The sequence below is a fragment of the Pseudomonas sp. NPDC086581 genome, from assembly GCF_044746165.1.
Taxonomy (GTDB): domain Bacteria; phylum Pseudomonadota; class Gammaproteobacteria; order Pseudomonadales; family Pseudomonadaceae; genus Pseudomonas.
This window is the reverse complement of sequence record NZ_JBIVBR010000009.1, coordinates 323,114-331,045: the sequence shown is the minus strand read 5'-3', so window position 1 is coordinate 331,045 and position 7,932 is coordinate 323,114. Positions and strand designations below refer to the sequence as shown.

General features: G+C 60.5%; 6 protein-coding genes and 1 pseudogene. 5 read left to right on the top strand and 2 right to left on the bottom strand.

Features of this window, described 5'->3' with window-relative positions; genetic code table 11:
* Positions 1–96: 96 nt before the first annotated feature.
* Positions 97–486: pseudogene (locus ACIPK7_RS19930) on the bottom strand (integrase); the annotation flags it as partial.
* Positions 487–741: 255 nt separating this feature from the next.
* Here ACIPK7_RS19930 and ACIPK7_RS19925 point away from each other — a divergent pair.
* The 3 genes from ACIPK7_RS19925 to ACIPK7_RS19915 are packed head-to-tail and all read left to right on the top strand — an operon-like array spanning position 742 to position 4,353.
* Complete coding sequence (locus ACIPK7_RS19925; RefSeq protein WP_401089738.1) at positions 742–1,212, top strand: DUF2271 domain-containing protein; 471 nt, start codon at positions 742–744, stop codon at positions 1,210–1,212.
* Between the two features lie 14 nt (positions 1,213–1,226).
* Entirely contained in the window at positions 1,227–3,389 is a 2,163-nt protein-coding gene (locus tag ACIPK7_RS19920; protein ID WP_401089736.1) for a PepSY domain-containing protein, read from the top strand.
* Positions 3,390–3,429: 40 nt separating this feature from the next.
* Positions 3,430–4,353 (top strand): FAD:protein FMN transferase, encoded by a 924-nt coding sequence (locus ACIPK7_RS19915; protein ID WP_401089754.1) that lies wholly within the window; start codon positions 3,430–3,432, stop codon positions 4,351–4,353.
* Positions 4,354–4,409: 56 nt separating this feature from the next.
* Here ACIPK7_RS19915 and ACIPK7_RS19910 read toward each other — a convergent pair whose 3' ends face one another.
* Entirely contained in the window at positions 4,410–5,276 is an 867-nt protein-coding gene (locus tag ACIPK7_RS19910; protein ID WP_401089734.1) for an ATP-grasp domain-containing protein, read from the bottom strand.
* 517 nt (positions 5,277–5,793) lie between these two features.
* Between ACIPK7_RS19910 and ACIPK7_RS19905 the strand changes: the two genes are divergently transcribed.
* Both ACIPK7_RS19905 and ACIPK7_RS19900 read left to right on the top strand, forming a co-directional pair.
* The gene (locus ACIPK7_RS19905) at positions 5,794–6,471 is read left to right on the top strand and encodes a thermostable hemolysin (RefSeq protein WP_401089732.1); all 678 of its coding nucleotides are present in this window, start codon (positions 5,794–5,796) and stop codon (positions 6,469–6,471) included.
* Positions 6,461–7,927 carry an AMP-binding protein gene (locus ACIPK7_RS19900; RefSeq protein WP_401089730.1) on the top strand — a complete coding sequence of 489 codons (1,467 nt, stop codon included), beginning with the start codon at positions 6,461–6,463 and terminating at the stop codon, positions 7,925–7,927. Before ACIPK7_RS19905 ends, ACIPK7_RS19900 begins: the two co-directional genes overlap by 11 nt.
* Positions 7,928–7,932 lie beyond the last annotated feature (5 nt).

The window sequence follows — 7,932 nt, the reverse complement described above, 5'->3', positions numbered from 1 at the left end:
GCGGAAAACGTACGTCGTTGCTTGCTCATCAGACACCTCTCTCACGGCGAGGATTCTCGCCTAAATCGGTGTCCGGGATCAGTAGACCACTACACTTGTAGATATGTGAGCTGAGCGTCGAGTACGGCTAGGAAAAAGAAAATCGTCGTTGCGGCGGTGAGCTGCGCGGATCCAAGCTTCAACTGATGCTCTTGTCTGAGCGGTGATTTCGAACTGCACCGGACGCTGAGTCTTCTGCTGCATCACAATCGCGCGCGTGGAGACATGTTCACCATGAGCTATGTCTCTGACGCGCAGCTTCGTTAAATCGCAGGCTCGTAGCTTGCTGTCAATGGCGAGGTTGAACAGCGCCAGATCGCGATCCCTGTTTGCGATTTCCAGTCGCACTCTGATAGCCCAAATGTCCCTGAGTCTCAGTGGTGCTTTCTGGCCGACCAGTTTGCCCTTGTTCCAAGGTTCGTGAGCTTTCGTTGTGGGTGTGGCCATGATTCGTCCTCCACATGAGTGAAGGAATAGGGTGCACCGCCCCTTGCTCCATGGGCGCTTCCGGGCAGAAGAGATGCAAGGGTATGGGGGCAAACAGCGCCTCTGAGCGGCTCAGCTACTTAGCATTTCTTTGATGCTGCGAAACGATGCCAAGCAGATCTATCTGAAACCTGTCTGAAGTGCAGCCCTGAACCACTTCAGCTTGGTTTAAGCGCAGCGGCTCAAAGTGAAGCCTCCCCCGTCGGAGACTTCGTTATGAAAACCACTGTTGTGTCGTTGGCCGTGGCTGGTGCTCTCGCTGGCCCTGCAATGGCTCAGGCTCGTGAGCTCAACATGAGCACCACCCTCGCCGATTACAGCGGCAACAAGGCCTATGTCGCCATCTACCTAACCGATGCGCAGGGTCAATACCAGCGCACGCTGTGGGTGGCAGGGCGCAAGGCCAAGTATTACAAGCATCTGGGTGATTGGGCACGCGGTAGCGGTCAGCGTGCAGCCGAATTCGATGGTCTCAGCGGTGCCAGCGTCGGCAGTGGCGATACGCTGAAAGTGTCGGTGGACGTGGCCGACAGCCTGATCGACGCCGGATACCAGATTCGAATCGACAGCGCAGTGGAAGACAAGAGTTCGAACCGCGCCGAAGTGAAGGTACCACTCACCCTTGATGGTTCTGGCAAGGAGCACGCAGGTAGCGGCTACGTCTCTGCTTTCCGTTACGAGCTCTGAGGGCAGCGGCCATTATGCTTCGTCGATTGCACGCCTGGCCGGGTATCCTGCTGACTGCCCTGCTGCTCGTATTATCTGGCAGCGGAGCCCTGCTTGCGACACAGCCGCTGGCTGAGCGTTTGCAGGCAGGAGAACAACCGTCTCGCAGCGTGGCTCAGATTACCGAACAAGTAAGGTTAGATGTTCCTGGAGTCGAGCGGCTGGAGCGGCGCCCCTCCGGCCTGCTGATCGCTTACGGCGAAAAAGGCGCAGTGCAGATATCTCCAGGAGACGGGCATGTACTGGGCGCCTATGAGCCATCCACCTTGTACCGCGTCGTCCGCTCGGTTCACCGAGAGCTGCTGCTGGGCGAACCAGGCCACGCGTTCGTGACGAGCGGCGCAGCAGGTATGCTGCTGCTGAGCCTATCCGGGCTGGTACTGTTTGCCCGCCGTCAAGGCGGCTGGCGCAAGCTGGTGAGCCCCATTCATGGCAGTATCGTTTCGCGTTGGCACAACCGGGTCGGCAGGGTTCTGCTGCCGGTCTGCTTGTTGTTCGGCCTGAGCGGAATCTACCTATCGGCAGAGCATTTCGAGCTGATCCCCGTTGCCGAAGACCAAGTGCCCACCCTCCCTGCTCATCTGACCCAGGGCACACCGCGAGAGGCTGGCAACCTTGAAGCGCTCCGCCAGGTTCCGCTGAAGCAACTACGTGAGCTGGAATTCCCGATTCCCGGCGACGCCCAGGCGGTGTACACGCTGCGTACAGCGCAAGGGGAAGGATTTGTTGATCCGGTCAGCGGTGAGTTGGTGAGCTATCAGCCCCACACTCGGTTACAGCGCTTCAATGAGCTTTTTTACAATCTGCACAGTGGCGAGCTTCTGGGAGCTGCCAGTCCGGCGCTTGGCGTGGCGGCCCTTGGGGTTCCGTTGCTGGGTATCACTGGCCTGCTGAAGTTTCTACGACGTCGCAGAGCTCCGGTGCGCAATGCTCTGCAGACAGCTGCAGATAGCGCGGATTGTGTGCTGTTGGTGGGTAGTGAGAGCAATGGCACCTGGGCCTTCGCCAATGCACTTCAACAGGTGCTGACTAATGCCGGCAGACGAGTACACAGCGCTCCGTTGAATCACGGCATGCGAGCCTTCCCGGCTGCGCGCGAATTGTTGGTACTGACCGCCACCTATGGTGATGGTGGAGCCCCGCAGTCCGCCGTGGGCTTTCTGGAGAAGCTCGAGTGTCTGCGCCTATCGCCCGATGCGCGCTTCGCTGTGCTGGGGTTTGGCGACCGCCGATTCCCGCGCTTCTGCCAGTACGCCATAGAGGTAGACGCTGCACTTGCCGGACTGGGCTGGCAACGCCTGCTCAAGCGCCGAGACATTGAAGCCGCACAGCCTGACGCCTTCACTGCGTGGGTCTCAGACCTGGGCGAGGCGCTTGGCACAGCCCTAACGGTTGGCGAGGTCGGCGTGCCGCGTCCTGAGTCCCAGTTCAGGCTGGCGGAACGGTATGTTCATGAGGCTCCTGGCGATACCCCGCTGGCGGTGTTGCGCTTCACTCCGCTCGACAGTTCATTGATCTATGAGGCGGGCGACTTGCTGTCAGTTCATGTGCCGGGCGCCAATACACCGCGCCAATACTCGCTTGCCAGCGGCAGTCGCGACGGCCTGCTGGACATCTGCGTGCGCCTGCATCCCAACGGCCAGTGCTCCAGCTATCTCCACGGCCTGAGGCCAGGCGATGCCATCAGCGCCACGGTACAGCCACACCGAGAGTTTCGACCTCACCTGGGGAATGCGCCATTGATCCTGATCGGCGCGGGAAGCGGTATTGCCCCTTTGGTTGGTTTCGTAAGGCAAAACCCCCTCAACCGTCCCCTCTATCTGTATTGGGGTGGTCGTGCTCCCGAAGCTGGCGTGCCTTTCCAGCGCGAGCTCGACCAGGCCTTAGCCGATGGGCGCCTGGACGACTTGCGCACAGCGTATTCGGCGGGCCCTCAACGTGCCTACGTGCAGGACTGCCTGCAGATGGACGCATCGGAGTTGCGCCATCTACTGGCGGCAGGGGCCCACATATTGGTGTGTGGCGGGCGAGGAATGGCCGAAAGTGTCCGAGATGCCATCGATGAACTGCTCAGCCCGCTGACATTGAGCGTGGAGCTTCTGAAGGCGGGAGGCCGTTATCGTGAAGACGTTTTCTGAGACCTGCAGAACCAGACGTTACTACTTCAATGGCGCGACTATGGGCACACGGTACAGCGCGGTGCTCTACAGCTCTGCCCCTCACAATACGAAGGAGCTGGAACAGCAGTTGAACATCGCGGTCACGCGAGTAGACCTGCAGATGTCCAATTGGAGACCAGACTCGGAGCTGATGCGCCTCAACGAACTGGCCCCCGGCATCTGGATGGCCCTGCCGACCGAGCTGCTCTGGGTGTTGCACACGGCCATTCAAGTCGGCGTCGAGTCTGCAGGTGCGTTCGACATTGCGACAGGCGATCTCGTTGATGCCTGGGGTTTTGGGCCAAAGGGAACACCCGGCATTGCTTCCGAGCGCGAAGCACTCAAGTGCCAGCCGAGGCTCAGTGCGGCAACGGCATTGGAGTTCGATTTCGGCGCCGGCCGTGTACGCAAGCGCCACCCGGTGCATTTGAATCTTTCCGGTATCGCCAAGGGCTTCGGCGTCGACCAGATGGCGCGTTGCCTGGAGGGCTACGGCATCCACGACTATCTAGTGAGTATCGATGGAGAGTTCCGCTCGCGCGGTGGAAAGCCGGACGGCCAGCCCTGGACAGTGGCTATCGAGGCTCCTCGGGCGGGTGTCCGCACTGCCCTCGGTGTGCTGCAGTTGGGGGACGGTGGGCTGGCCACTTCAGGTGATTACCGGCACTTTTACGAGCAAGACGGAAAACGCTACGCCCATACGATGGATCCCCGTCTAGCGGCCCCGGTACATAACAGCGTGGCCTCGGTCTCAGTACTGGCACCCACCTGCATGCTCGCCGACGCTTGGGCTACCGCGCTGATGGTGCTGGGGCCAGAGCACGGCTCAACAGTGGCAAAGGAATATGGCCTGAGCGCCCTCTTCGTGCTCAGGGACAAGGGTGAGTTCCGCCAAGTCTGGATTGCTGGCAAGGCTTCGCAGGACGATGTATCCAGTAGTTAGTGGCGCTCTTCGCCTGGAAATGCATGCACAGTTTTTGGAACGCCACCGTCCGCCAATCAGTTGGCCAGCAGTTGCGCCCTCACGGATTCTTCGGGTACCGCAAATGTGGTCTCCACATATCGCCGGGCATGAATGACCGGCGCCGGGATAACTGGAGGATCCAGCAGCTCGCCTGCAAAACAGCGCAGGTGATTGGTCACCATGTCGTACCCTGAAAGATGGGTGAACCCGACCCCACCGGAAAATCGTGGATTGATGTCCATGACCAGAGGCCAGTCACCGCCGACCAGGAACTCGATATTGATGCAGCCATCGAGATCAAGCGCTGATGCGATCTGGGTGGCAGCGTCGATCAGCGTCGGTTCATTCAGCATTCGCACTGTTACCCCGGCGCCATTGGAGGTTCGCACCAGCTCCTGTCGCGCCATCGCCGCCGATTGCCCGGTGGCACGCCGGCGGACTATGTCCACGACGCACACATCGCCATCCAGCAGTGGCTGGATAACGTAGGGACGACCTCTCAACTTCTTTCGTAGATAGCTCAGATCGTCCTTATCGAGGATACGTGCCAATCCTTCACTGCTTCGGCCATCTCGCGGCTTGGCATGTAGCGGAAACGGCAGCTGATCCACTGCCTGGTCTTCCATGCACCAAGTCGGGATGGGATGGACGACTGGGTGATCTCGAAATACTTCGTAGACCAGCCATTTGTCCCTGCTGACGTGAATCGTTTCCGAGGGTGCCATGCATAGCGTGATGCCCTGATCCGAGAACATCTGCCGATGCGGCGTAAATGCATCGACTTCCAGGTCGATGAGCGGAAGCACATGGGTCACCTGCTCCAGCTGGCAGATCTCGAGTACACGGGAGACGTAGGCTCGCACTTCCCGGGCCGGCGGTACGCGATGGAATGCATCCAGCATGAGGGAAACCGCACTCCACTCTCGCGGTAATGTGCTGACCCCGACCACCCGCGCATGTGGATCACGGCGCAAAGAGCTGATAACCGCCTCGGCACAGAACGACCCTATGGCGGTGACAAGATAGGTCGGCCAGCGACCCGTGCGCGAATGATTGTCCAATTGAATACTCTGCCAGCAGTACGCCAATAAACAGGGCAGAACAATGACGTCCCTCTTTTCACACCCTCACCTGGCTTCGCCTGAACCATCGCTCTGATGGAACCGAGGAGGCCTGAGTTCTTCAGCCTGGCACTCCTGCCATCCTTACTGCGCTGTAGCACAGAGACTGCGCGTGGAATCCTTAAAAAAACCTGAAGTGCATCGACTGTGGCTCGGCCAAACGCCATGGCCCGAGATGCGCTTAAAACACGCGTGCCGGCTATTTCGTTTCCACCGCCGCTGTCTCTAAGCGACTTCAGACTACTTTCAGATTCGCCGCTGATACTCCCCTCATCGAACGACCCCTGGGGGGATCACCATGACCCAGCAAGAATGGAGCGGCCTGTTTCCATTCCACTTTGGCTCCGTCGCCGAGCGACAAGCTCGCCTGACTTTGCGCCGCGAGGGCGACTCCGACCGCGAGGAGCTTGAGACCTTCATCCACGCGCGTTTCGAGTCCATCCACCACGCTGACGTTCACCACTATCTACCGGAGCTCATCGGGCTGCAGGACAGCCACGGGCGCTTGATCGCAGCCGCAGGCATTCGTCCGGCCAGTCACGGGCCGCTGTTTCTTGAGCACTACCTGGACGAGCCGTTGGAGGGCGTTGTGTCGCGGCTTGCAGGTCGTGCCGTCGGGCGTGAGCAGTTGGTCGAGGTAGGCAACCTTGCTGCCCTGAGTGCTGGCAGTGCGCGCGTAATCATCACTGCCGTGACCTGGCTGCTGGCTGCGCGCGACCTTCAGTGGGTCGCCTTTACCGGCGCCGCCACCCTTGTCAACAGCTTCCACCGATTGGGATTGGAACCAACCGTGATCGCCGAAGCCGACCCACGCCGCCTGAACGGCGAGCTGGCTAGCTGGGGCAGCTATTACGCGCAGCACCCCCTGGTCTACGCAGGAAACATCGGTTACGGCCATGACGAGCTGGAGCGCGCAGGTGTGTACAAGCGCATGGGTTTCCCAATGCTGCTACAGGAGGCCGGCCATGCCGCATGAACTGAACGCCTTTCGTGAGGTGCTGCAAACGCATGCCACGGAGAATGCCTCGAAAGCAGCTGTACGGGGAATCACTGGCAACGTCACCTATGCCCAGCTTTTGGGTGAAGTTGAACGTCGCGAAGCATGGCTGCGAGAGCAACCCGAAGGGCCATTTGCCCTCGCATTGGAGAACGGCCCTGACGCACTACTCTGGGATCTGGCCGCCCTCTTCGCTGAGCGCCCTTGCGTCATCCTGCCGCCCTTTTTCAGTGCCGCACAGCGCCTGCATTGCTTGATGCAGACCCAGGCGACGCTTGCCGTTGCCAACGACTCCTTCGCGGAAGATCTGCGAGCAGCCGGCTTCACACCAGGCGAGCGCTTCTGGGAGCGGCCGGCCGTTGTCGACGCCGACTTGCCGGCAGGCACTGCCAAGATCACCTATACCTCCGGTAGCACCGGGTCGCCCAAGGGCGTATGCCTGAGCGCCTCTTCACTGCTGTGCGTTGCACAGGAGCTGGAAGTAGCGAGCCGTGCCGCTGAGCCCACGAAGTACCTCGCAGTGCTTCCGCTGGCCGTCCTGCTGGAGAGCCTCGGTATTTATGCTGCCCTGCTGGCGGGAGCCAGCATCACGCTCTATCCGCAAGCGCAGATGGGTATCGGTGGCGCCAGTCAGGCCGACTGGAAACGCTTCCTCGGCAGCGTTGCACTCAGCGGCGCCGAGAGCCTGATTCTGGTGCCACAGCTCCTGCTTGGCCTGGTCACCGCCATCGAGCGCGGAATGATGAAGGTCGGCCCCCTGCGTTTCGTCGCAGTGGGGGGTGCCAAAGTTGCGAGCAGCTTGCTGGAGCGCGCCGAAGCAGTGGGCCTTCCGGTCTTCGAAGGTTACGGGCTCTCAGAATGCGCCTCCGTGGTTTGCCTGAACCGCCCTGGCGATCAACATCCAGGCAGCGTTGGCCGTCCTCTGCCGCACGTCCAGGTGCGTATCGCTGATGACGGGGAAGTGCTGGTTCGCGGCTCGACCCTGCTGGGCTATGTGGGTGAACCTTCTTTCGAAGGGGAATGGTGGCCAACCGGCGATCTAGGCCATTTCGACGCTGCTGGCTTCCTCTACCTGGCGGGCCGCAAAAAGAACCAGTTCATCACCAGCTTCGGTCGCAACGTGAATCCCGAGTGGATCGAGGCCGAGCTTTCCCAGACAGGCGTGATCCTCCAGGCCTTCGTCCACGGCGAGGGGCTGCCACGCAACTTCGCATTGCTCTGGCCCATCGACCCCAGCATCAGCGACGAAGTCATCGAGCAAGCCGTGCAGCAATGCAACGTCGGCTTACCCGATTACGCACAGGTTCATGCCTGGAGACGCCTACCCAGCCCGTTTAGCGGTGCTGACGGAACCCTTACCAGTAACGGCCGACCGCGCCGCCAGGAAATCCTCCGTCGCCACCAGCCCCTCATCACTGAACTCTCGCAATCCTGAGGTCT